Source organism: Providencia sp. UF-224, assembly GCF_058245955.1.
The window spans coordinates 1-233 of sequence record NZ_JBSICC010000151.1 but is presented as its reverse complement, the minus strand read 5'-3'; the positions used below and the strand labels follow the sequence as shown (position 1 = coordinate 233).

Annotated in this window: 1 pseudogene; it reads left to right on the top strand. The window is 46.8% G+C overall.

Annotated elements, in window-relative coordinates:
* Positions 1-233, top strand: a pseudogene (locus AC4IFO_RS23245) (RHS repeat domain-containing protein); the annotation flags it as partial.

Here is a 233-nt window from a genome sequence, read left to right as displayed (position 1 = left end):
GGCAAGGGGGTATCAACTTTACCATTACGATGTCAACGGACGGTTAGAGAAAAAGGTTGTTTATGAACATGGATATCTACCAAAAGAATGGAGTTATCTGTGGAACACGCAAAACCAGCTGACAGCCTGTTTTACGCCGAAAGGAGATTGTTGGCACTATACCTATGATGCGTTTGGACGGCGCCTCAGCAAAACCCAAACGGTGGATAGCCAAGCGGCTCATGTCAATCCAC